This window comes from Flavobacterium sp., assembly GCF_027533505.1.
In the GTDB taxonomy this organism is placed as follows: Bacteria; Bacteroidota; Bacteroidia; order Flavobacteriales; family Flavobacteriaceae; genus Flavobacterium.
Window position 1 is genome coordinate 106,002 of the sequence record NZ_JAPZUB010000001.1, and the last position, 23,415, is coordinate 129,416.

At 41.5% G+C, this 23,415-nt stretch carries 20 protein-coding genes; 7 read left to right on the forward strand and 13 right to left on the reverse strand.

Going from position 1 to position 23,415, the window contains the following annotated elements; genetic code table 11:
* The first annotated feature begins 3 nt into the window (after positions 1–3).
* Complete coding sequence (locus O9316_RS00510) at positions 4–1,254, forward strand: peptidoglycan DD-metalloendopeptidase family protein (RefSeq protein ID WP_298204078.1); 1,251 nt, start codon at positions 4–6, stop codon at positions 1,252–1,254.
* Between the two features lie 200 nt (positions 1,255–1,454).
* On the opposite strand, the gene O9316_RS00515 is transcribed toward O9316_RS00510, so the two are convergent.
* From O9316_RS00515 to O9316_RS00530, 4 genes are all read right to left on the reverse strand, one after another.
* Positions 1,455–3,611 carry a DUF3857 domain-containing protein gene (locus tag O9316_RS00515; RefSeq protein ID WP_298204079.1) on the reverse strand — a complete coding sequence of 719 codons (2,157 nt, stop codon included), beginning with the start codon at positions 3,609–3,611 and terminating at the stop codon, positions 1,455–1,457.
* Between the two features lie 7 nt (positions 3,612–3,618).
* Positions 3,619–5,526, reverse strand: coding sequence for a transglutaminase family protein (locus tag O9316_RS00520; protein WP_298204080.1), 1,908 nt, complete (start codon positions 5,524–5,526; stop codon positions 3,619–3,621).
* Positions 5,527–5,574: 48 nt separating this feature from the next.
* Positions 5,575–6,090, reverse strand: coding sequence for an acyl-CoA thioesterase (locus O9316_RS00525; protein WP_073360346.1), 516 nt, complete (start codon positions 6,088–6,090; stop codon positions 5,575–5,577).
* 86 nt (positions 6,091–6,176) lie between these two features.
* Positions 6,177–7,142 carry an SPOR domain-containing protein gene (locus tag O9316_RS00530; RefSeq protein WP_298204081.1) on the reverse strand — a complete coding sequence of 322 codons (966 nt, stop codon included), beginning with the start codon at positions 7,140–7,142 and terminating at the stop codon, positions 6,177–6,179.
* 104 nt (positions 7,143–7,246) lie between these two features.
* Between O9316_RS00530 and dprA the strand changes: the two genes are divergently transcribed.
* Positions 7,247–8,353 carry a DNA-processing protein DprA gene (gene dprA, locus O9316_RS00535; protein ID WP_298204082.1) on the forward strand — a complete coding sequence of 369 codons (1,107 nt, stop codon included), beginning with the start codon at positions 7,247–7,249 and terminating at the stop codon, positions 8,351–8,353.
* Here the strand turns inward: dprA and O9316_RS00540 are convergent, their stop codons facing one another.
* Both O9316_RS00540 and O9316_RS00545 read right to left on the reverse strand, forming a co-directional pair.
* Positions 8,354–10,837 carry an Hsp70 family protein gene (locus O9316_RS00540; protein WP_298204083.1) on the reverse strand — a complete coding sequence of 828 codons (2,484 nt, stop codon included), beginning with the start codon at positions 10,835–10,837 and terminating at the stop codon, positions 8,354–8,356.
* A gap of 6 nt (positions 10,838–10,843) precedes the next feature.
* Complete coding sequence (locus O9316_RS00545; protein ID WP_298204084.1) at positions 10,844–11,131, reverse strand: hypothetical protein; 288 nt, start codon at positions 11,129–11,131, stop codon at positions 10,844–10,846.
* A gap of 112 nt (positions 11,132–11,243) precedes the next feature.
* On the opposite strand from O9316_RS00545, the gene O9316_RS00550 reads away from it, so the two are divergent.
* Complete coding sequence (locus O9316_RS00550; protein WP_298204085.1) at positions 11,244–12,704, forward strand: hypothetical protein; 1,461 nt, start codon at positions 11,244–11,246, stop codon at positions 12,702–12,704.
* Between the two features lie 30 nt (positions 12,705–12,734).
* On the opposite strand, the gene trpS is transcribed toward O9316_RS00550, so the two are convergent.
* Entirely contained in the window at positions 12,735–13,706 is a 972-nt protein-coding gene (gene trpS / locus O9316_RS00555) for a tryptophan--tRNA ligase (protein WP_298204086.1), read from the reverse strand.
* Positions 13,707–13,759: 53 nt separating this feature from the next.
* On the opposite strand from trpS, the gene O9316_RS00560 reads away from it, so the two are divergent.
* Positions 13,760–14,494: a 1-acyl-sn-glycerol-3-phosphate acyltransferase gene (locus tag O9316_RS00560; RefSeq protein WP_298204087.1), complete on the forward strand. Its 735-nt coding sequence runs from the start codon at positions 13,760–13,762 to the stop codon at positions 14,492–14,494.
* 187 nt (positions 14,495–14,681) lie between these two features.
* Here O9316_RS00560 and O9316_RS00565 read toward each other — a convergent pair whose 3' ends face one another.
* The 4 genes from O9316_RS00565 to recA form a co-directional block, all read right to left on the reverse strand.
* Positions 14,682–16,190: an outer membrane beta-barrel protein gene (locus O9316_RS00565; RefSeq protein ID WP_298204088.1), complete on the reverse strand. Its 1,509-nt coding sequence runs from the start codon at positions 16,188–16,190 to the stop codon at positions 14,682–14,684.
* A complete protein-coding gene (locus O9316_RS00570) occupies positions 16,187–16,729 on the reverse strand; it encodes a sigma-70 family RNA polymerase sigma factor (protein ID WP_298204089.1) in 543 nt (180 codons plus the stop codon). The genes O9316_RS00565 and O9316_RS00570 overlap by 4 nt, the downstream gene beginning before the upstream one ends.
* Before the next feature lie 11 nt (positions 16,730–16,740).
* Positions 16,741–17,154 (reverse strand): hypothetical protein, encoded by a 414-nt coding sequence (locus O9316_RS00575; protein WP_298204090.1) that lies wholly within the window; start codon positions 17,152–17,154, stop codon positions 16,741–16,743.
* A gap of 97 nt (positions 17,155–17,251) precedes the next feature.
* Positions 17,252–18,256 carry a recombinase RecA gene (recA, locus tag O9316_RS00580; RefSeq protein WP_298204091.1) on the reverse strand — a complete coding sequence of 335 codons (1,005 nt, stop codon included), beginning with the start codon at positions 18,254–18,256 and terminating at the stop codon, positions 17,252–17,254.
* Positions 18,257–18,380: 124 nt separating this feature from the next.
* Between recA and O9316_RS00585 the strand changes: the two genes are divergently transcribed.
* From O9316_RS00585 to O9316_RS00595, 3 genes are read left to right on the forward strand one after another with little or no spacing between them, the layout of a single operon-like run.
* Positions 18,381–19,118 carry a 1-acyl-sn-glycerol-3-phosphate acyltransferase gene (locus O9316_RS00585; RefSeq protein ID WP_298204092.1) on the forward strand — a complete coding sequence of 246 codons (738 nt, stop codon included), beginning with the start codon at positions 18,381–18,383 and terminating at the stop codon, positions 19,116–19,118.
* Between the two features lie 36 nt (positions 19,119–19,154).
* Positions 19,155–20,144: an acyl-ACP desaturase gene (locus tag O9316_RS00590; protein WP_298204093.1), complete on the forward strand. Its 990-nt coding sequence runs from the start codon at positions 19,155–19,157 to the stop codon at positions 20,142–20,144.
* A gap of 1 nt (position 20,145) precedes the next feature.
* A complete protein-coding gene (locus O9316_RS00595) occupies positions 20,146–20,790 on the forward strand; it encodes an HD domain-containing protein (protein ID WP_298204094.1) in 645 nt (214 codons plus the stop codon).
* 36 nt (positions 20,791–20,826) lie between these two features.
* Here the strand turns inward: O9316_RS00595 and O9316_RS00600 are convergent, their stop codons facing one another.
* Positions 20,827–21,609 carry an enoyl-CoA hydratase-related protein gene (locus O9316_RS00600; protein WP_298204095.1) on the reverse strand — a complete coding sequence of 261 codons (783 nt, stop codon included), beginning with the start codon at positions 21,607–21,609 and terminating at the stop codon, positions 20,827–20,829.
* An 11-nt stretch (positions 21,610–21,620) separates the two neighbouring features.
* The gene (locus O9316_RS00605) at positions 21,621–23,036 is read right to left on the reverse strand and encodes a HAMP domain-containing sensor histidine kinase (protein WP_298204098.1); all 1,416 of its coding nucleotides are present in this window, start codon (positions 23,034–23,036) and stop codon (positions 21,621–21,623) included.
* Between the last annotated feature and the right edge of the window lie 379 nt (positions 23,037–23,415).

Genomic DNA, 23,415 nt, shown 5'->3' on the forward strand with positions numbered 1-23,415 from the left:
CCCATGTCGCACAAGTTAAGTACTCTTATCGCGTTGTTATGCACGGTTTTGGCAACGGCTCAGCTCACTCAAGAAGAGTTGGAACAGCGCAAAGCCAAATTACAACAGGAGATCATCGAAAAAGAACGTCAGTTGCAAGAAGTGCGTTCCAAAGAAAAATCGGTGACCAAGTTATTGGACATTCAGAAAGAAAAGATTGGGCTGAAAGAAAAGTTGATTAACACCACCACCAAGCAGACCAAAATTCTCAACGATAATATTTACCTGAATCAGCTCGAAATTAATCGTTTGAAAAAGGAGTTGGACGTTTTGAAAAAGGATTATGCCGAAATGATTCTCAAGTCGTATAAAAGCCGCTCCCAACACAGCCGGGCGATGTTTTTATTGTCTTCAGAAAATTTTACGCAAGCCTACAAACGCTTGCAATACATGAAGCAATATGCGGGGTATCGGAAAATGCAAGGGCAAGAAATCAAGGACAAAACCGATAAATTAGCCAATCATTATACCGAACTCAACAAACAAAAAGAGGAAAAAGAAGTGCTCTTGGCTGAGCAACAAAAACAGCGTGAAGATTTAGAAAAAGAGCGCCAAGAGCAAGAGAAGTTAGCCAACAGTCTCAAGAAGAACAAAAAACAATTGGCGGCTGAGATTCGTAAAAAAGAACAAGAATCGCGTAAGATTGACGCTCAAATTCAAAAGTTAATCCGCGAAGCCATTGCCGAAGCCAACCGGAAAGCGGCGGCGGCTAAAGCCAAAGCCAATCCGAAAACTACTACTGCGGCTGAAACGAAAAAAATCGAGTCCTCTACCAAAATCGTATTGACGCCCGAGGGGAAAATTATTTCCGACAATTTCAAAGCCAATCGCGGAAGTTTGCCCTGGCCTGTGGAGCGTGGGGTGATTAGCCTTGGGTTTGGTGATCAACCGCATCCCGTTTACAAATCGCTTGTAGTGCACAACAGTGGTATTGATATTACCACCGATGCCAACGCCAATGTGCGTTCCGTTTTCAAGGGGGAAGTAGCGCAAATACAGAAGATTGGAAACAAATTTGCCGTGTTGATTAAGCACGGGGATTATTTCACCATTTACCACAATTTGAGTTCGGTATCGGTTACCGAAGGCGAAAATGTGAGTGCCAAGCAATCGTTGGGACGTGTCAAAACTGATTCCGATGGCAAAGCGGTATTGCGGTTTATGATATCGCAAAACACGAGTTATGTCAATCCATCGCCGTGGTTAAAACGATAATTAGAAGCGCTGAAAATTCGCTTATTGCAACTAACGCTTTTACCCCTTTTGGAAACAACGGTTTCGATACAGCCCCGGTAGGAGTGGAAATCCTGTGGAGCGCAGCGGAGCAGATTGTAACGGATGACGGGCCCGCGTGTGTATCGGGGCACAATGTTCTTGCTGCCGTATAAAAAAAGCGCCCCGAAGAGCGCTTTCCATTAGTTCTTTTTTAGCAACACCTTTTCTTGGGTAAACTGATAAGCGGCATCCAAAAACTGAATCATTTTGTTCCAGTTGGTGTTGGGTTCGTAGTAATTTTTGTAGTATTTCAAGGTTTTGATCACCAATTGATTGCCTTGAACTTCGGCAGTGGACGTAAATCCGCCGGTTTCATTTTCTACTTTTTTATTCAACTTGTCCAAGCCCGAAACGCTGAATCCTTCGGGAATGGTGAATACAATTTCGTTTTCAAACGCGCGGGGGAATCCCATATAAATATTGTTTTTGCGCTCGATTTCCTTTTTGTCAATTTCAATTTGAGACGTGAGAAAACGCCCCAATTCCAATAAGTATTTGTCTCCTGCTTTTTTGACATAATTGGCATTGATGGTAAAGGTTTCGTTTACTTCCAAGGCATTGTCTTTGCCAAAGCGCCCTGTATTTTTGATGGTAAATGCATAATCGTCGACTTTTACATCGTATTCACCTTCGACATTGGCTTCAAAGGTTTCTTTCTGCTTTTCTTTCATTTTCAAAATGAGCGATTCCAATTCTTTGGTGAACTGGGTTCGTTGGCGGTTGTTGCGCACCAAATCCATGAGTTTGGGGGTTCCGTATTTTTCGTAATCTTCATAGACAAAGTCGTAAAAACGCAGTTTGTCTTCTTGTTCCGATTCTTTCAAATGGCCATAATAGGCTGCATCACGGGTAACTTTATAGCCGTTGAAATCGACCAAAGACACTTGCGTTTTGATTTTGGAAAGGTTGTCTTTGTACGTACTAGAGGGCAGAGTAACAGTAGTAGCATCGGTTACTCGTTTGCCTTTTACGATTTCTAGCACATAGGCTTTCGAATTTTCAATGGTGTAACTAATCTGGTCGGCGCCGGTGTAGGGATTAAAATATTCTAAATACATAGGGGTTTTGGTGTTTACGCGAATCAGTTTGCGCACGTTTTCTTGAATCAGTAAGTCGTCGATGGATCCGTTGTAACGTGGAGTGGCAATGATAATATCGAAACTGATTTCTTGTCGTTTCAAAAACTGCATGAAGTAATTGACGAAAGGAACCTCATTGCGAAAGAAAATGACGTTACTATAGAAGCCCCAAGGATACATAATATTGGCATCGTTGACGGCGAATCCCTCGAAATATCGGGTAAAAAATTCGTGACGACAGAAGTAATACACTGCCCGTATTTTTTCTTCATCGGAGGCAAAAGTTTTGTCTTTCAGGAATTTATTGATGGGCCCCATATCCCCTTCAGGGTAGAACTTTTCATTGTAGTAATTAAAAATATCCTCCTTGGCGACCGTTTTTTTAATGACACTTTCTTTTTCCGATAGAAAGCCATCGGACAACCGTTCAAATTTTCCTGAGCGGGCAAAAATCACCTGAAATTTGTAACACGGGAGTTCGTTTAGCGGGTAAAACCAGCGAGGGAATTCGTTTTTGGCCAGGTCACTAGCGGTTAATTCATACAACCGATCGTTGCTTTTTCCGGTGGGAATTTCCTTTAAATCGGGGGCCCCATTATAGGTGTTGAAGTTGACAAAAAAGTCGTTTTCGGTGCGTAATGTGATTTTCAAATCTACTGTAGGATACACATCGCCCAAAGGGGTTTCCACCGCCTCAAAGGTATAGTCGTACACCGATTTAAAAGGTTCTACGGAGTAAAAATAAAAATCAATAATATCGCCGATTTCCAAGTTAGGGATGGCTAATTTTTTCTCATTATTGACCTCTTTGGCTTCTTTATCGGCATCGATGTCCAATGCTTTTCCATCGGGTTTGATGACGCGAACACCAATAAAATTTGACCCTCTGCGCCAAAAGGACCCCATCGCTTTGTTGGAGTAAAATTTGGTGCTATACGAGAATTCCGAAAATTCTTTTACTGCAGCAGCATCCAACAATTTGATGCGTTTACGAATGGAACGGGTATACGTAACATTGGTTCCAAATTTATGGTAATCGTATACTTCATTTTTGTACAAAATGACCGCCGATTCATTGTTCCATTTTTCGGGAAAAGTTGTCGCTTTTTGGTATTTGTCTCCGGGACCCCACATCATTTGACGAACTTCGTCAGCGGTTTGTCCCCAACTTAAGGCGGTGCAGCATAACAGCAACCAGCCAATGCATTTTAATTTCATTTACTTGTTATTGGGTTAATATTACTTGGGTATTATAGGCTTCGACGATACGTTTTTGAAGGGCACGCCAGGGCTCAAAGTCGGATGTTTTTAATACGGCATTTTTGAACGAAAATTTCTTTTTGTAGACCAACACGTTGCCTTCTAAGGTGTAGGTAAGACTAACATCGTAATTGGGGGTGTTTTCAATAATGTTTTCAGGCATCTTTGTCACTTTGTACCCTGCCGGTAGGGTGAGGTGAATATGTGATTCGTAGTGCGTTTTATAGTCAAATTCATAATCGGTTTTTCGATCGGTCAATTGAAATCCTTTGTATTCATTCAAAAAGTCCAAGTCAATATAAATCTCATTGTCAAAAGAAGAAACTTTATTGGCGATATCCAGCGTATAATCGATGGTGAGTTTTTCTTCACGGGCTTCTAAATGGGATGTTTTCACGCCATCTACTTTGATGTTTTTATTTTGCCGTGCGAGATAATTATCGAGTAGTTCCTTCTTTTTATTGCTTTCAAAATGATTGTATACGTTTTGAAAGTAAACGCGACTTTCTCCCAAATACGAACGATGTGCTGCTCCTTTCATACGGTCACCGTCCAAGGTGAGGTGTGCGGTAAAAAGTTCTTTGTTGGCCGCTGCCGAACCCAAAGGAACCTTATCAATAATGCATTTAGCGCCGTCTTCAATCATTACCTCTTTATTTTGAATGCGTTCGGCATATTCTCCCAAGGCATTGTATTTTTCGGTACCATCCAAAAAGAGGCGTTTTCCTTTATGAAACACGGTACAAATCATGTGATTGTCCACGGCTAATGAAGGCGTTTTATAATCATAAGCGATATGTTTGGTACCGATCCAAGTTAGACGGGCATCAAATCCGGCCAGCACCAACATTTCTTTGATCAAATTGGCCATTCCTTTACAATCGCCATATCTTTTTTCAAACACATTTTGGGCTTCATCGGGTTTAAAACCCGCAATACCGTCTTCAAAAGCAATGTACCGAATATTGTCTTGTACCCAATAATAAATGGCCTTGATTTTGGCTTCATCGGTAGTGGCTTTCTGGGTCAATTCGGTTACTTTAGCTTTTAATGCAGTGGGGTCATTTTTCATCAATCCCACCAACGAAGCATACCAGCGGTAAAGGTCCTCATGCGATTGAAACAAAGCTGTTTTTTTATTGTTTTTTTGGTAGCCTTTGGCAATTACCATGATATGCGGATACAAATAGGTTCGGCCTGGACTGTCTTCTTCTTTGAACAAAGCGGGAGCATTTTCTAACCTGTATGTGTATAGGGTTTCATCGTCTTGTTTGACTACATTTTTTTGGATAGCAAATCCGTTGAAATTAAATTCCTTTAATTCAACCTCAAGCCAATTGGGAACTGTAAATGTGATTGTTTTGGAAACTACAGGGAATTCGTCTTGAAAATAAAACGTGGTGCAGTATTTGACATCGCGGTAATTTTTGGTCAGCTCATAAAAGTAGGTGTAGCCTTGCACGGGGAAATCCAACGTGCTGTATTTTACCCGGGCATCATTGTAAAACAAATCGGAATCTTTATAGAGTTCGTCGTTGACATAGAAAAGTGTTTTTTTATCATTTCTGAATTTGAATGAAAAATCATTGATGGATGATTCGCTATCGTAAAATTCGTATTTCTGAATTACCGCACGATGGTTGATGTTCATGAGGTGTTCTTTGGTGTCAATACGCACCGTTACTTTTTCCTCTCGATTATTGAAATCAAAGCGCACCTCATCAACACTGCTCAACACGGCAATGTCGTCTTTGTTGAATTTTTCACGTAAAACTTTGGCTTTGCTAACTTCTTCAGGAGTAGGGTCAAGATTTTTTTGCGCAAAGGAAGTAAGAGTGCATAGGGCGAATAGGAGTGCAATACAATTTTTCACAAAGTAACTTTTTGCGAAAAATAGTAAATTCTAAGCAAACACAAAAAATTAATTTTCAGTGAATAACGCTTTTAATTCGGTTGCATCATTGGCTTTCATTTTTCCGGCCAATACCAAACTCAATTGTTTTCGGCGTAAAGCGGCAGCAAAGCGGGCTTGTTCTTCTTCGGTTTGGGGTTCCAACGGCGGAACGGGTACGGGATTTCCCATTTCATCGACGGCAACAAAGGTGTAAATGGCTTCGTTGGCTTTGGTACGTATTCCAGACTCCCGATCTTCAATCCATACGTCAAGGTAGATTTCCATGGAAGAAGTAAAAGCACGCGACACCTTGGCTTCAATGGTGACCACACTACCTAATGGAATTGAGCGATTAAAGGCTACGTGGTTTACCGATGCCGTCACTACAATACGACGGGAATGCCTACGGGCAGCAATACTAGCCGCTCGATCCATACGTGCCAAGAGTTCACCTCCAAATAAGTTATTCAATGGATTGGTTTCACTGGGAAGCACTAAATCGGTTAAAACGGTTAATGAATCGGCAGGATATTTTGGTGTCATAGGATGAATTTTGCCGCAAAGGTACTAAAACCACCAAGGTCCAAGGTAACGTAAAAAGCAAAAAAAATCCCAAAAAATGGGATTTATTACAGTTCTTCAATCAGTACCCAAGCTTCAGGGTTATGTGATTTTTGTACGGTTTCCATTTGGTTTTGGGCGTCACTGTATCGGGCATAACTGCCATACAAAACGGGATAAAGACCGTGTTTATTTGGCCCTATTTTTCGTGCGGGGAATCCTAATTTTTTTAATTCATACAACACCCGATCGGCATTGGCTTCTAAACGAAAAGCACCTGCAACGACATGGTAGGGTAATTTTTCTTGCTGAACCGATAAGGATACTGCGGGAAGAGTTTCAATAGGATTATCCAACAGAAATGTAGCCGTTGCAATTTTTTGGTGCACTTGGCTTTGTACTTTTTGTTGTACAGCCAAAGTGGCTTCTTGCACTTGTTTTTCATAGTATTGGTTACCAAAATAACCTCCAGACCCTAAAAATCCTGCGCCAAAAACAAAAATTGCGGCATATTTTAACCATGGGGCACTTGTTTTTTCGGCTTCTAACGAAATTACGGGTATTTCCTCGGTAGCGGTTTCTGGCGCTACAGCGTCTAAATGCACCAATACTTCCCGTTGTACAGCGGGTGAAATTACCGCACTGAGTCCAAAAGCTTCCGTTAAATAATTGACCTGTTCTTGAGGAGTGAAAACCACATTTTTATCGGCGGTATAGCGAAGTTCACCAATATTCCGCAACGCGATCGTTCCCGCTTCTTGAAGACGCATTTTCCATTCTTGCACGGCATGTTCAATTCCGTTTACAGCCACTTCATAAGGAATCTTTTCAGTTTGCGCAATGTGATTTGCCAACAGGCCATCGTTGTTTTTTAAATACGCATTGAAAGAAATAACTTTTTTGGGTGGAAAAAAGGTTTGAGCGGCCCCATGCCACTGTGCGGACTGGGTTTCCGTAAGAAAGGCACCCAATCCCGGCACCGTAACACATTGGTAACGGTACAGTAACTGCGCGATATATGGTTCAATCTTCATAGAGGCAAATTTAAAGAATTCGAGACGCTAACAAAATTTTATCAACAAACTTTGTTAACATTTTTAAAATCCTTTTTTATACTTTTGCTATTCAAAATTGATTTATGCGCCATACAGATTTAATTGCCACCTTGGCTTTGCTACAGGTTGACGGAATCGGCTCCGTTTTAGCCAAAAAACTCATCCAACGATTCGGATCGGCTGCCGAAGTATTTCATGCAAAACCCCGTCATATTGCTGCTATTGAAGGGCTCGGGTCTCAAATAGTGCGTCAGTTCAAGAGTCCAGATTTGTTTAGCAAAGCCGAAAAAGAGTTTCTTTTTTTGGAACAAAAAGGGTATACGGCACATTATTTTATGGAGTCGGATTATCCTGAACGACTCAAGCATTGTTATGATGGTCCAGTGTTGTTGTTTGGATCAGGGCAAATGGATTTAAATCCCAAACGCATGATAAGCATTGTGGGAACCCGAGAAATTACGCCCTACGGTATTGATTTTACCCGAAAATTATTGGAGGATTTGGCCCCACTTAACCCGGTTATTGTTAGTGGTTTTGCGTATGGTGTCGATATTGTTGCCCATCGAACGGCTATGGAATTGGGGCTTCAAACCATAGGCGTATTGGCTCATGGACTCAATCAAATGTATCCTAAGCCCCATAAGAAATATCGTTCACGAATGGAAGCTTGTGGCGGATTCTTAACGGAGTTTCGCAGTGATGCCAATCCTGATCGGGAAAATTTTGTACGCCGAAATCGCATCGTCGCAGGGATGTCGGAGGCCACTATAGTGATTGAAAGCGCCGAAAAAGGGGGTTCGTTGATTACAGCGCATTGGGCCAACGAATACAACCGTGAGGTTTTTGCGGTTCCTGGGCGTTGTACCGATAGATTCAGTCAAGGCTGTAATACTTTAATCAAAACACAGCGCGCCCATTTGCTCAATAATGCTGCCGATTTGATGTATCATTTGAACTGGGAGTTGGAACCAAAGTCCAATACGCGCGGGGTTCAAAAGCAATTATTTGTCGAATTAACATCCGAAGAACAGCAGCTGTACACGATTTTACAACAGCATGGTAAAATGCTTTTGGATGAATTGGCATTACGCGGTCAATTTCCTGTTTCCAAAGTGTCGATGCTCTTGTTGAACATGGAACTCAAAGGCGTAGTGCGACCATTACCAGGCAAATGGTTTGAAGCGGTGTAGTTATTTTAATCCCAAATCACCATCGAAGTTTTCCCATTCGTCCCGGGATTTTGGTTTTACCCGTAACAAATCCCACAATTGATAACAAATGGCTTTCAGTTCAGGAATATTCTCGCGTTCAATTGCTGTTTCACCCAATGCGACCAGTTTCATAAATTTTTGGGAATCCGTGTATTCATTTTCATCCAAGAAGCGATAATAATAAAAAGCATTGTAGTAACGCTGGTCTTGCTTCATGTAAATACTGTCGTATAAATCGTCTAAAGCTTTTGTTTTTTGACGAATCATGTATTTGTTGTTGGATTGCAACACCTCCTTTTCGTTTCGGATAATTTTTTCAAATTCCTCCTTCTGTTTAGGCGTGGCCACTTCCAAATAATTTTCTACGGCTTCTCGCGTATTTTGGTATTCTTCGATTTCTTGTAAAACATGTTTATGACGCACCAAATCATCATAGGCTTGAATGGTCAAACGTTTCATCTCATCGAGTTGATATTTCCGATCGGTCGATTGGTCGAAGGATCCCTCCAGCGCCTCTTGGTGTAGCACGATGAGATGGTCTTTAATACGTTTGAGTTGCGCCAAATAGGTATAGTTTTCCTCGTCTTCGGAATCGTTCATTTCCGCTTCAATTTCTTGTATTACCCCATTGATTTCAAGGGCGACCTTATCTAGAGCGACATGGCGTTGATGTGGGTTGAAGATTTCGTTGATTTCTAAATCCAACGCGCCAATATAAACACTTACGCTCAAATCACGGGATTCAGAGATTTTGAAATGGAGTTCGATATCCATTCCTTTAATCAAATCCATAGGTAGATTTTTACCTGTAATTTCAATGTAACCGATACTGAGGTTGCTCCCAATCATTCCACCGGCATTGCCCTCGACAATATTGATGATTAACTTTTCATCGGAGTTTTTTAAAATATTTTTGGACGTGGTTTTGTATACGGTTTTTTTTAAGGGCAGGATATCATTTTTCTTAAAGATCCGTTCCATAAATGTTTTGCCTGCCTCTTCATCCACTTCCAAGCAAATATCATTGGGTAGGGGTTGCCCCATGACATTATAGAGTCCGTTGGTAATGGCAATGGAGGTGTTTTGATACACTATATTTTGCTGTTCATCCAATAGATAGAGCGTAAATTGGTTGGTGGCTTTTTCCAATAGCGGTACAAATTCAGTAATTTTTGAACTGGCCCGAAGGACACCCGTGTCAAATCCACCGTCGGCCCGTGTAAGACGATAGAAGCCCTGAAATGGCGATTGAATTAAAACGGCAATTAGCTCCTCAGCGTCTTTCGAGTGCGGTTCAAAAACAATTTCAACAGCGGGTTCATTTTGCGGCGTTGTGTTGGGAACTGTTGTAACTTCTTTGCGTTCCAACGGTTTGGCACCAGCATAATAAGCGGCTCCGATAACCACGGCTGTCGTTGGGTCGACACTGGTATCGACAGGAATACCACTGCGCAAACCCAATTGCTCTCGGATATAGGGAATATAGGTCGTACCTCCCACTAAGATGATTCGGTTGATGGCCGAAAAAGCGAGTGCATTATCGCCCAATAAGCCTTCGGTGAGTTGGTAGGATTCTTCAAATTTATCCCGAAGCACAGACTCCAATTCCACGCGACTCAGGTCAATATCGAGAAAAGCGTCCCAAACGGCGATGTCCAATTCAATCGCGGTTTGCGTTTTTATGGAAAGCTCTTTTTTAGCTTCTTCCGCTTTGAATAACAATTCGAAATAGAGTTTTTTACAATCGGCTTCATCGCCTGAAAGCATTCTTCTCCACAATTGGGTTTGTCCCGTAGCCTGTTCAATTTTGGGACAAATAATTTTTTCAACCAATAGATTATCCAAATCGACTCCACCCAAAAAATTATTGCCTTTGTGGTCCACTACTTTCAATTCCCGATGATCAATACGCACCAAGGCGACATCAAAAGTTCCGCCCCCAAAATCGTACACTAGCCAATGTTGCATCGCTGTCAAATCAATCGATTGACTATTGGAATAGGCCAAACAGGCTGCGATAGGTTCTTGTAATAAAACGACTTCATCAAAGCCTGCCAAGTAGCCTGCTTTTTTGGTCGCGTTGGTTTGAATCGTGTCAAAGGAAGCTGGAATCGTAATCACAGCCGCTTTGGGTTGTTCAGGTTGGGTGAAATTGACCAACTCTTTCAACACCATAGAAGATAGATCGACCGGGGTTAGCGGTTTTTCCCAATCGGGCACCGTGAATGTACTGTCGGTCCCCATTTTTCTCTTGAACGAGGCAAAAACATTTTCCGATTGGGTGAGCATCAATTCTCGGGCTTTGTCGCCAATTTGGATGCGGCCTTTCCGAAAGGATACCACAGAAGGCAACGTATCTTTAAACCCCACTGGATTTTTATACAAGGTTATTTTCCCGTTTTCATACCGGGCTATGGCCGAGTTGGTCGTGCCCAAGTCGATTCCAAAATTGATATTACTCATGTTGATTTATTCTACGATTACCACCCCTTTTTGAATCAATAAATACCCATTGGCCTCTTCGCGATAGATAATGGGTTTGAGGACTTTGGTGATTTTTTTGGCTCCGGGATGTATTAAGTTGGCTTCTAGTGCCGTGTCACGTTCATCATAGGGTTGCCCTAAGGGATTTACGATTTTGTATCCCATTTCGGTGAACTCATGATGGATACGATTAAAGTTGCGCTCAAAATGGGGGAGTTGATGCTCCAATGATTTTTTTTCGATTTCAAAAAATTGATTGATTAAGGCTTCCATAGCGTACTATTTTCAGTCAGCAAGATACAATTTATTGTTTTTTTGTCCATCATCAATTCTGATAAATCCACGATTATTCTATTTTTGCTATTTGCATTTAATTCCAGCCGCAATGAATATTATTCGTTTGTATGAAAGTCTCACTCTCGATGCCGCACCATTACGAACTATTTCGGAAAATGACCTCATTCGTATTGAAAAGCAAATCAACATCGCCAAGCGTCTGGATGCTTCTATCGATGCCAATGTAGCGGCCCATTTGATCGAAGCGCTTCGCCGTTATCCCGAGGCTTTCTATATCCTTACACAACAGTCTGCTTTGTATAATTTATGGGCGGGAACAACGTATCCTGATGCTCATTTTACGGCTGTCGAACCTCCCACAGATTTTGAGGCGATACATGCCCTAATACAAGCTTATTTGTTGGATGACTTGGCCTTGGCGATAGAGCAAAAAATGGCCGAAAACAAGTTTGAAGACCTCTTAAAATTAATGGACTATCACGCCTTTTTCCCCGAGGAACTTCAGCAACGGATTTTGCGTAAATGCACCCAAAAAATCGATTTTGCGGTGAGTCAATTTCACAATTCACGCACCGATACCGCACGTATTGCTTATATTAAGACGAGTAGTTTTTACCGATTTTTAAATTTTTTCACCACGCCCGAATTAGACGATAAAATTCGAACGCTTTTAAATAGTGTTGTCGATGCGTATAATGATAAAACGCATTCGTCAGCCGATACGGTAATGGTGGCAATGGCAGTATATAAGCCTTTTGATGAAGAATTGGAGGAGACATTAAGAAACAACCGAGATGTCGTTTTTGGAAATCCGAATACCACTTCCCGATCTACGTCAGGTTTCAATTGGCGTGTTTTTTTTGTTATTGTTTTCATCTTATTTAAAGTAGCTGTTATATCCAACCGATGTGACAATGATTCCAATACGACTCCAGTTGAATTTGAAGGGTTGAAAATAGATTCGTCTCAAGTAAAAATTGACCGTTATTACACTCAAATGCGCTTTAAAATAGATAGTTTTCAGGTGTTTTTAACCCAATTTGATCCGTCAAAAATTACCCAAGTCAAACCCAAAGATCGTTTGGTAACAGGCAGTAATCCCTTTACTACTTTTTATAATGATCCTCCGGCAAATGCCGAAATGAAGACCTTCCAAATCATCCGGAATAAGTCGGATTATGAAGTGATTGTATTGGAACATATCGTGGTCTATGACAGTATAAAAATGCCGACCAAAGCGCATTATATCAAACCGTTTTCTACTTTGCAACTCAATACAAGTGACCAAGCTAAACGAATTTTGAACTTTTACGCTGGACGAAAGTTGGCTTCATTTCAAGATCCAACCAAGCATTATTTTATTGGGAATCATTCGGAAGTAGAATACCGATTTAGCGTGTTGGCACCCAATGCTAAAGCACTCCTACAAGAAGATTGCCTTTATACAGGGACAATCGAACTCTTGGCGGAAAGAGGAGTTTTAAGAGTTACAGAAAAGGAAGGAAATTCGGTGGCCCAATCCCTACAAGATAAGGCGGTTATCAAATAAAAAACCCGACTTAAGGTCGGGGTGATTGTGTTATGAAAAGCCAAGTTTTTGACGTACCCGTTGCAAAACATCCGCTGCAATAGCTCCCGCTTTATTGGCCCCTTTTGCTAAAAAGGCATCGACTTCATCCAAGTGATTCATGTAGTATTCGTAGCGTTCGCGTTCGGTTTTGAATTTTTCACAAATCAATTCAAACAAGGCCTGTTTGGCATGTCCATAACCGTAATTGCCTCCTTCATAATTTTGACGCATTTGCGCCACTTGAGCCGCATCGCCCAATAATTTATACAAGGCAAAAACCTTACAAGTATCTGGATTCTTGGGTTCTTCAAGCGGTGTGCTGTCGGTTTCGATACGCATGATTTGCTTGCGCAGCGCTTTGTCGTCTACAAAAATGGTAATGGTATTGTCCCGAGATTTACTCATTTTATGACCGTCGGTACCCGGAATATACTGCGTTTCTTCGTTTATGGTCGCTTCCGGGAGCACAAAGGTTTCACCCATTTGATGGTTAAAACGCGCTGCCACATCACGCGTGATTTCTAAATGTTGCAACTGATCTTTTCCAACAGGCACAAATTCGGCATCATACAATAAAATATCGGCAGCCATCAACATCGGATAGGTAAACAATCCCGCATTGACATCTTCCAAACGATCGGCTTTATCCTTGAACGAATGCGCCAAAGTAAGGCGTTGAAAAGGAAAAAAACAACTCAAATACCACGACAATTCTGCCGTTTGCGGCACATCGCTTTGGCGGTAAAAAATCACTTTGTCGGTATCCAATCCACAAGCCAACCACACGGCTGCGGTGCTATAGGTGTTCGCCCGAAGGGTTTCCCCGTCTTTAATCTGGGTGACCGAATGCAAGTCGGCGATAAACAAAAACGTTTCGTTGCCTGGTGTTTGCGACATTTCAATGGCTGGAAGTATGGCGCCCAAAAGATTGCCTAAATGCGGGGTGCCCGTACTTTGTATGCCCGTTAGAATTTTTGCCATAGTTTTTCAATTGTGTCGCAAATGTAAACTAAAATTGCTTTATTTTTGGGGCTATGCGCGCGTTTAAAATAATTTTTTGGACCCTTTATCGGATTTGGTTTTACATCGTAGTAGCAGTACCTATTTTGGTATTATTCCCGTTTTTAGTGGTTTCCATTTTAAAAGAACGTTGGTACCCATATTTTTTTAAGTTGGCACGAATTTGGGCCAAATGCATACTTTTTGGCATGGGATTTCGATACAAAGTTACAGCCTTGCAAGTGCCTGAACCCGGTAAAAGTTATATGTTTATCGCCAACCACACCTCGATGACCGATATTATGCTGATGTTGGCTACGGTTCGTAACCCTTTTGTTTTTGTCGGTAAAAAAGAGTTGGCAAAGATTCCTTTGTTTGGGTTTTTTTACAAACGAACCAGTATTCTGGTCGATCGTGGCAATCCCAAAAGCCGGCATCAAGTATACCTTCGCGCCCAACGCCGTTTGCATATGGGGTTGAGTATCTGTATTTTTCCCGAAGGCGGTGTCCCCGATGAAAAGGTGCTATTGGACGAATTTAAAGACGGCGCTTTCCGTTTGGCGATTGAACACCAAATTCCTATTGTCCCCATGACTTTTTTTGACAATAAAGAGCGTTTTTCCTATACCTTTTTTAGTGGTAGCCCCGGTAAAATGCGGGTAAAAATCCATCCTTTTATAGAAACAAAAGGACTGCCTTTGGAGGCTAAAAAAGTACTCAAAGATCAGGCGAGACACATCATTTTAACAGATTTGCAAACCAATTGTTAGGGCGTTCCCCCTCCATACTTCCGGGGTCAGGCTTTCCGTTGCAATCCGGCACCTCCGTAAACTCCGGCACAGGGATTTCCACTGCAATCCTTAACGCAAACAAAAAGAGTGTCCGGCCGAGACACTCTTTTTTGTTACCCTCCGGAGAGTAGTAACACCACTTAACTAAATTAATAACTATTATTTTTTAAAACGTATACACCACTCCCGTATACAATCCCATGAGGTAAGGTCTGAAATTTCCAGCATCACTACGATAGGGATTAAATTGGTATTTGAAAGTGGGTTCTACCCTTGCTTGCCAATTTTTGAAAAAGCGATAATGCATGCCCAAGCCCAGGTTTCCACTAAAATGAACCGGGTTGAGGTTGGTCGCCTCTCCAATAAGGAGATTCAATGTGTTGGATTGCAAATAGACTTCATTTTGATTCAGTACAAACGTACTCATACCGCCCAATACTTGTAATCCCCATTTTTTGGATCCAAATTGGTAGGCCAATTCTAGAGGAATTTCCAAATAACCGGTTCGTTGCACAATCGATCCTTCAAACATTTCTGTCATTCGGTTGTAGGGGCGAACGTTGTTTAGACTTTCAATTACAATATTGGAGCCGATTGCATTTAGTGATATGTTTTGAATGCGACTGCTAACTTCAGGTCGCATATAATACATAATACCATCGGTTTCATAGCCCAAACGAACCATGTTAACTCCCGAGCGTAGGGTGAGTTTATCGTTTAACGCATAACCAACACCCAAACCATAACTGAAATTCTCAGCGGTGTAACGCTTTTCATTTTCTGATAAGGAGGGATCTAAAGGAGAGCCTTGCGACAACGAACTGAAGTAAATAGGGGCGAGCTGTGTGCCAACTAGCCACCTATTTAATTTCGGTTCGGAAAAGGTTTTCTTTTCTTTTTCATGTAGCAATTCTTCCAACGCATTTTTAGATTTTTCGGCCACAGCAGTGCTGTCTTTGGCCGTATGTAAAGGGGTATTGGAAACGAGGGGTGAGGGTGTGACAGCATTGGTCACAGGGTTAGTTGTATCGGAAGGCAAGGTCTTCTCAGGATTCACCGCCAATCGTTCAGCACCAGAAGCGGGAATAGGTTGAGGAAGTTGTTGCTTTTCTGGGATAATCGCGCTGTTGTTTTTGTTTGGTTGCATTGCATTGCGATTATCCACAGCGTCTTGCGGATTTACCCTCAGACTATTTGATGGCCCATTAAAACCTTTGTTTTTCTGTTCTTTTTTTGGAGAAAAAGCAACCGCTTGGGTAGAATTCTCCTTGCTATTTATTTGAACAGTGGGAGGTACATCAGTAGAAGAGGGGGTATTTCTTGCTGAATTTGGTGTGGTGGCTACCGCTTCGTTGCCAACGGAACTTTTGGAAGAAGAGGAGGCATTGGGTACAGTGGGTGAAGTAGCGTTTTCTTTTCCAGGTGCGTTAACAACGGTTGGATTCATTTTAGGAATACTGGGAGCTACGGTATCCCAAAACGGGCCACGGATAAAAAGTCCGACCAAAAAGGCCGCAGCGATTCCGCTATAGAACCACCAGATAGGAATAACGCGCCGTTTCTTTTTCTCCTGAAGTTTCTCTTTGATGTTCAACCACAACGCTTCGTCGGGCTGCACCTCGAAGTCCTCGAGGGACTCTTGAAATCGCTTTTTGAATTCGTGTGGATGTTTCATTGTAGTTTGGGCATTTTTGAACTACCGGTATGGAGTTCGATTTTTTGTTTTAAAATTAATTTTGCTCGGGATAAATTGGATTTTGAAGTCCCAACCGTAATTCCGAGCGCGTCAGCAATTTCTTGGTGACTGTACTCTTCAAACACATACAGGTTAAAAACCAGTCGATAGCGTTCGGGGAGTTCTTGCACGATACGAAATAAAAACTCGGGCGGGATACCTTCATCAATTTCGACTTCGACCTCGTCGGGGATATTTTCATCCACTACATTTAAGTAGTTTTTTTTTCGAAATTGTTGCAACAAGTAGTTTACAAAAACCCGGTGCATCCATCCGTCAAAAGAACCTTTAAATTCGTATTGCGCAATTTTGTCAAAGACCAACAAAAACCCTTCCTGAAAATAGTCTTGGGCTTCATCACGGTTGGGAACATACTTCAAACAAACCGCAAACATTTTACCCGCATACCGCCGGTACAAGTGTTCTTGCGCTTGGATGTCTTTTTTTTGACATCCTTGTATGATTTGTTCTAACTCCAACCGGTTTCATTTTAGTGATCCACTACAGCATCAAATTCTACATATTGATCTACGCCTTGCGCATCTTCACCTAACCAAAATTTAAAATGGTAGGTGCCCAGTGTAGTAGGTCTAAACCGTAATACAGCGGTATACAATTCTTCATCTTGTGGACATGTATTGTTGCCGCTTTTTAGACTTTCAATGGCAACCAGCCGATTAAAGTCATGCGCTTCATAGTAAAATTGACGGAAAACATGACATTGACTGGGTAATTTAAACTTCACCGGAATTTCTGTGATGCTGTCTTTGGCATATTGGTTTGGATTGGTTACTTCAGTAATAGCTGAAACCTGAATATAAATTGGCTCATCTTCTGAAAGGTCGCAACCGGTAAATACCAGCCCAACAAAGAATACAACGGTTAACAGAATTTTTTTAATCATGGGTATTATTTTTATAGTAGGATGCATTGCCAGTGTAAAGGTTGCGTCAAGTTCAAAAAAAATCCCGATTTTTTCAAACCGGGACTTAAATGCCAATTTAATCGGCTTGCTCTTTGATAAGGTCTTTGATTTTTTGTTCCAATTCCTCAGCTAATTCGGGATTGTCTTTAATCAACAATTTCACCGCATCGCGACCTTGTCCCAACTTGGTGTCACCATAACTAAACCATGAGCCTGATTTTTTGATGATTTCAAACTCGACGGCTAGATCTAAGATTTCACCTGTTTTGGAAACGCCCTCGCCGTACATAATGTCAAATTCAGCGGTTTTGAACGGAGGGGCTACTTTGTTTTTTACCACTTTTACTTTGGTGCGGTTCCCCAATACATTTTCCCCATCCTTGATTTGCGATGAACGACGGATGTCCAAACGTACCGAGGCATAAAACTTCAAGGCATTTCCTCCCGTTGTTGTTTCGGGGTTACCAAACATCACTCCGATTTTTTCACGCAATTGGTTGATGAAGAACACCGTACAATGGGTTTTGCTGATGGTTGCCGTTAACTTTCGCAAGGCTTGCGACATCAATCGGGCATGCAATCCCATCTTGGAATCGCCCATCTCTCCTTCGATTTCGCTCTTTGGAGTCAAGGCTGCTACCGAGTCGATTACCACGATGTCAATGGCTCCAGAACGGATTAGGTTCTCGGCGATTTCCAACGCTTGTTCCCCGTTATCGGGTTGTGAAATAATCAAGTTTTCAATATCCACACCCAATTTGGCCGCGTAATGACGGTCAAATGCATGTTCCGCATCAATGAACGCCGCAATGCCCCCTGCTTTTTGGGCTTCGGCAATGGCATGAAGGGTCAAGGTAGTTTTACCCGACGACTCTGGTCCATAGACTTCAATAATACGACCTTTTGGATACCCATTCACCCCTAAGGCAAGGTCCAATCCCAACGAACCGGATGGAATCACTTCGACTTCTTCCACCGCTTTATCTCCCATCTTCATTACGGTACCTTTACCGTAGGTCTTGTCCAGCTTGTCTAACGTCAGCTGTAACGCTTTCAATTTTGCTTCTTTTTCTGAACTCATTTTACATAAAAATTAAAGGCTGTTAAAGCCGTAAAAGTAACTATTTTTTCAGGACTAAATTAGTTTTCTCAAAAGTAGTTTTAAACAACGAGAAGCCGTACTTTTACAGTCAATTTTTTTTCACATGGAAAAACTGATTTCGTATCCCATCTCTGTGGTCTATTACCTTTGTTTTGGACTAACACTGGTGATTTTCCATCCAATACAGTGGATTTGTTTTAACGTATTTGGGTATCAAGCGCATAAAAAAAGTGTCGATTATTTGAATTGGGTATTGATTGGTTGCACCCGAATATTAGGCACGCGTTGGACATTTTATAACCGACCACAAATTCCCCATAATGTTCCCATTATTTTCGTGGCCAACCATCAAAGTTTATTTGATATTATTGGAATTATATGGTACTTGCGCGCGCATCATGCTAAGTTTGTTAGTAAAAAAGAACTCGGAAAAGGCATTCCCTCGGTTTCCTACAATTTACGTCATGGCGGCTCGGTTTTAATTGACCGCAAAGACCCAAAACAAGCCTTACCGACCATCAAAGGGTTGAGCGAATATATTGAAAAGCACCACCGATCTGCCGTTATTTTTCCCGAAGGAACCCGAAGTAAAACAGGAGCCACGAAAAAGTTCTCTGAAAATGGTTTGAAAATCTTATGCAAGTTTGCTCCTAACGCCGTAGTTGTGCCCATTACGATCAATAATTCATGGAAAATGACCCAATTTGGTATGTTTCCTATGGGTTTAGGAAATCACATTAAATATACAATTCACGAACCCTTGGCCGTTAAAGAGTATGACTTTGCTACACTGTTTGAAAAAACAGAACAAGCCGTTAACAGTGCCATCCTAAACTCATAACTCATAACTCATATTCATAACTCATAATTACGTATAATGTCTATTAAAAACATCCGATTGGAAGTGATGCAATTCCTCGAAAAAAGCATCGATAGCTTTGTTGACGAATACCTCGTTCCCGTCGAAAAAATTTGGCAACCCACCGATTTGTTGCCCGATTCTCAAAAAGAGAATTTTATGGAAGAAGTTCGCGAATTACGCGAAATTGCCAATGATCTGCCCTACGATTTTTGGGTAGTCATGGTAGGCGATACCATCACCGAAGAAGCCTTACCTACATACGAATCCTGGTTGATGGAAGTAGAAGGTGTCGATAATGAAGGGCGCAACGGTTGGTCCAAGTGGGTACGGCATTGGACCGGTGAAGAAAACCGCCATGGCGATGCTTTGAATAAATATTTGTATCTCTCGGGGCGTGTGAATATGCGTGAAGTGGAAGTTACGACTCAGCATTTAATCAACGATGGTTTTGATATAGGAACAGGAAAAGATCCCTACAAAAACTTTGTTTATACCAGTTTTCAAGAATTGGCCACCTACATTTCGCACAACCGCGTGTCGCAATTGGCCAAAGACTTTGGGGATAAAAAGTTATCGCGTTTGTGTAAAATGGTTGCAGGTGATGAAATGCGTCACCATTTGGCCTATAGCGAATTTGTAAATCGTATTTTTAAAGTAGATCCGAGTGAAATGATGTTGGCGTTTCAATACATGATGAAACAAAAGATTACCATGCCAGCTCATTTTTTACGTGAATCGGGTGAAAAAATTAGTTCTGCTTTTGAAGAGTTTTCAAATTCAGCCCAGAAAATTGGGGTCTACACCGCCAATGATTATGTGGACATCCTTCGCAAATTAATCGCAACTTGGGAGATTGATAAAATTACGAGTTTAACCGACGAAGCTGAACGTGCCCGTGATTATTTGATGAAATTACCCGATCGTATGGCACGCATTTCTGAACGTTTGGTCTTGCCAGAAGAAACCAAAAAATTCAAGTGGGTACAACCGGCTTTAGCGATATAAAATGGGGATTGTTGACGCGACGATTATTTTTGTAAAACAACAGCTAGAAGGTGCCGAAGCAGGGCACGATTGGTTTCACATTGAACGGGTTTATCGCAATGCCATGCATATTGCTAATCAAGAAAATTGCCATCGGGAAGTAGTGCAATTGGCTGCTTTATTACACGATATTGCCGATAGTAAATTTCATGGCGGTGATGAAAGCATCGGACCCCAAACGGCGCGAACTTTTTTAGAAAGTCAGAAGGTTGAAGAAGCAACAATCGACCATGTGGTAAAAATCATTGAAAATATTTCGTTTAAAAGCGGAAATTCAACACGCACATTTTCTTCGTTAGAACTCGATATTGTGCAAGATGCCGATCGGTTGGATGCCATTGGTGCGATTGGAATAGCCCGAACATTCAATTACGGTGGCTACAAAAACCGTCCCTTGTATGATCCCACTATTGCACCCAACATGCACATGACCAAGGAGGAATATAAGGCGAGTCAAGCTCCGACGCTCAATCATTTTTATGAAAAACTCCTGTTGTTAAAAGACCGAATGAATACAGCTACAGGAAAAAAATTGGCCGAGGACCGTCATCGTTTTATGGAAGTTTTTTTAGCCCAATTCTATGCCGAATGGGAGGGTGAAAAATAAAAAAAGAGAACCGATGAGGTTCTCTTTTTTTATGATTTATTTTCCAGGAAAAGTGGCTTTCCGTTTTTCTAGGAAAGCGGTTGTGCCCTCTTTAAAATCTTCGGTTCCAAAACATTTTCCAAACGATTTGATTTCTGTTTTGAACCCTTCTTTGGTATCCATCAACCCCGCATTAACCGCTTTAATGGCGTAACTGATGGCTACGGGCGAATTTTTGGCAATTTTAGCAGCGATTTCTTGGGTAAACTCGAGTAAGGAAGCCTGTGGCACTACATGGTTAACGAGACCATAATTTTTGGCGGTTTCCGCATCTATCATACCTGCCGTCATAATCATTTCCATCGCGCGACCCTTACCCACCAATTGAGGCAATCGTTGCGTGCCGCCATAGCCTGGAATTACCCCTAAAGTTACTTCGGGTAAGCCCATTTTAGCATTGTCGGAAGCAATTCTAAAATGACAAGACATGGCCAATTCTAATCCGCCACCTAAAGCAAAACCATTGACTGCTGCAATGACTGGCGTTTTCATGTTTTCGACAAAATCAAATAAAATTTCTTGTCCTAAAGCGGCCAATTGCGCGCCTTCTTCAATAGAAAAATGCGCAAATTCAGCAATGTCTGCACCGGCTACAAAGGCTTTTTCCCCCGAACCCGTTAGTATAATTACTTTAATAGTCGCCTCAGCATCCAATTGCGCTAGAGCATCGTGCAATTCTTGAATCGTTGCTTTGTTCAATGCATTGAGTTTACTTGGACGATTGATGGTGATGGTGGCCAAATGACCTTCGGTGCTTACGAGAATATTTTCAAATGTCATAGGTATATTTTTTAAGGATTTATGCGTGGTAATGTTACTTTAAACGTAGTGCCTTTGTACGATTCGGACTCAAAAGTAATGGTTCCTTTGTAATTTTCAATAATATTTTTAATGATCCCCAACCCGAGTCCCATACCGCTTGTTTTGGTGGTAAATTTCGGTTCAAAAATCCGCTCTTGATAATCGGGGTCAATTCCAACCCCGTTGTCTTTAACCAAAATAACCACCCCTTCCCAATTTTGGTATACACTAACTTGAATGCGTTTTTCCTCTTGCATTTCAGGAATGGCTTGGATGGCATTTTTGACCAAATTGGTAATAATACGAATGAGTTGCGTGCGATCCATAACCGTAATGATTTCGGGTTCGGCCGACTGAAACTCAATGAAATCTTCATTAAATATGTCTAAAGAGAATTCCACAACTTCAACCACATTTAGCGTTTCGTTTTGCTGTGCAGGCATCGAGGCAAAGTTAGAAAAGGCCGAAGCTACCGCCGTCATCGTGTCGATTTGCTGAATCAAGGTTTTGGTGTAATCATTGAGTTTCTGACGTAAATTCGGGTCGTTTTCATCAAATTTTCGCTGGAAACTTTGCACGGTTAAGCGCATAGGGGTCAACGGATTTTTGATTTCATGAGCGACTTGTTTTGCCATTTCCCGCCAGGCTTGTTCCCGTTCGGATTGGGCCAACATCGAGGCACTTTCTTCCAGTTTGTCCACCATCGCATTGTATGCTTTAATCAAAGAGTTAATCTCACGACTGTTGTCTTCAATCATGATTTTTTCATTTTTTTGATTCAAACTCGTTTCATTGATTTTGTCGGAAATCGTTTTGAGCGATTGGGTAATATAAGAAGAGAGGAAATACGCCAAGGCAAAGGCAATAATAAGCATGAAAAAATACACCTGACTCAGCCGAACCAAGAAATTCTGAATTTCATTCTCGTAAATGCTGTCGTCCTCAACGTAGGGAAGATTCAGGATTCCCAGCGGTTTAAAGCGATCGTCTTTAATTTGGGTAAACGAAGAACGAATTTTCAACCCATCCATGTTTTTGATGTCGACATACCGTTTCTCAATCGAGGATTGAACGAGTTTGAGTATGTATTTTGGAATGGGAGGCGAAATACTATCGACGGCAAAGGAAGCTTTGGACGATTTCAATAAATTTCCTTTTAAACTGTAAATGTTGATTTCAACACTATGAATATCGGAGAGTTCATGAATTTTGTCCTTAAAAATTAAGGGCAAATTTTTCTCCGTTAACGGGTAAGTCGTGTTGGATAAAATATAGTTGATGTGCTCCCGAACCGCGTCTTCTTTGCGTTCTAAACGTTCTTGATGGTAATTTCGAGCCTCACTTTTGAACTGAAACAAGGAAATCGACGCCATTAATATCGATGCAATCAAAATCAATACAATCATCGCCAGGAAAATCCGGATACGAAGGGAGAGCATGGATATTTTGAAGTTTAGCATCTGTGTTCAGTGTTCAGTGTTCAGTGTTCAGTGTTCAGTGTTCAGTGTTCAGTGTTCAGTGTTCAGTTTTCAGTGTTCAGTTTTCAGTGTTCAGTGTTCAGTGTTCAGTGTTCAGTGTTCAGTGTTCAGCCTCGAAGGGTCGGGAGCAGTGTTCAGTGTTCAGTGTTCAGTTTTCAGTGTTCAGTGTTCAGTTTTCAGTGTTCAGTGTTCAGTGTTCAGTGTTCAGTGTTCAGTGTTCAGTTTTCAGTGTTCAGTGTTCAGTGTTCAGTGTTCAGTGTTCAGTGTTCAGTGTTCAGTGTTCAGTGTTCAGTGTTCAGTGTTCAGT